This window comes from Psychrobacter sp. CoH-33_TS_01, assembly GCF_058189395.1.
This window is the reverse complement of record NZ_JBVGQI010000106.1, coordinates 1-231: the sequence shown is the minus strand read 5'-3', so window position 1 is coordinate 231 and position 231 is coordinate 1. Positions and strand designations below refer to the sequence as shown.

The 231-nt window shown below is 69.7% G+C and carries 1 protein-coding gene; it reads left to right on the top strand.

What is annotated here, in order from left to right:
• Positions 1 to 231 (top strand): alpha-amylase family glycosyl hydrolase (locus ACZ2XM_RS15715; protein ID WP_490619047.1); only part of this gene is annotated, 231 nt, incomplete at both ends.

The following is a 231-nucleotide window of genomic DNA, read 5'->3' as shown; positions in this document are numbered from 1 at the left end:
GCTGTTCACCGATCCCGCGCGCGCGGAGCTCGACATGGTCTTCCAGTTCGAGCACGTCGACCTCGACCACGGCCCCGGCGGCAAATGGGACGACCGCCCGGCGAGCGTGCTCGACCTCAAGCGCAACCTCGCGAAGTGGCAGGAGGGCCTCGCGGACACCGGCTGGAACAGCCTCTACTGGAACAACCACGACCAGCCGCGCGTCGTCAGCCGGTTCGGCGACGACCGGCC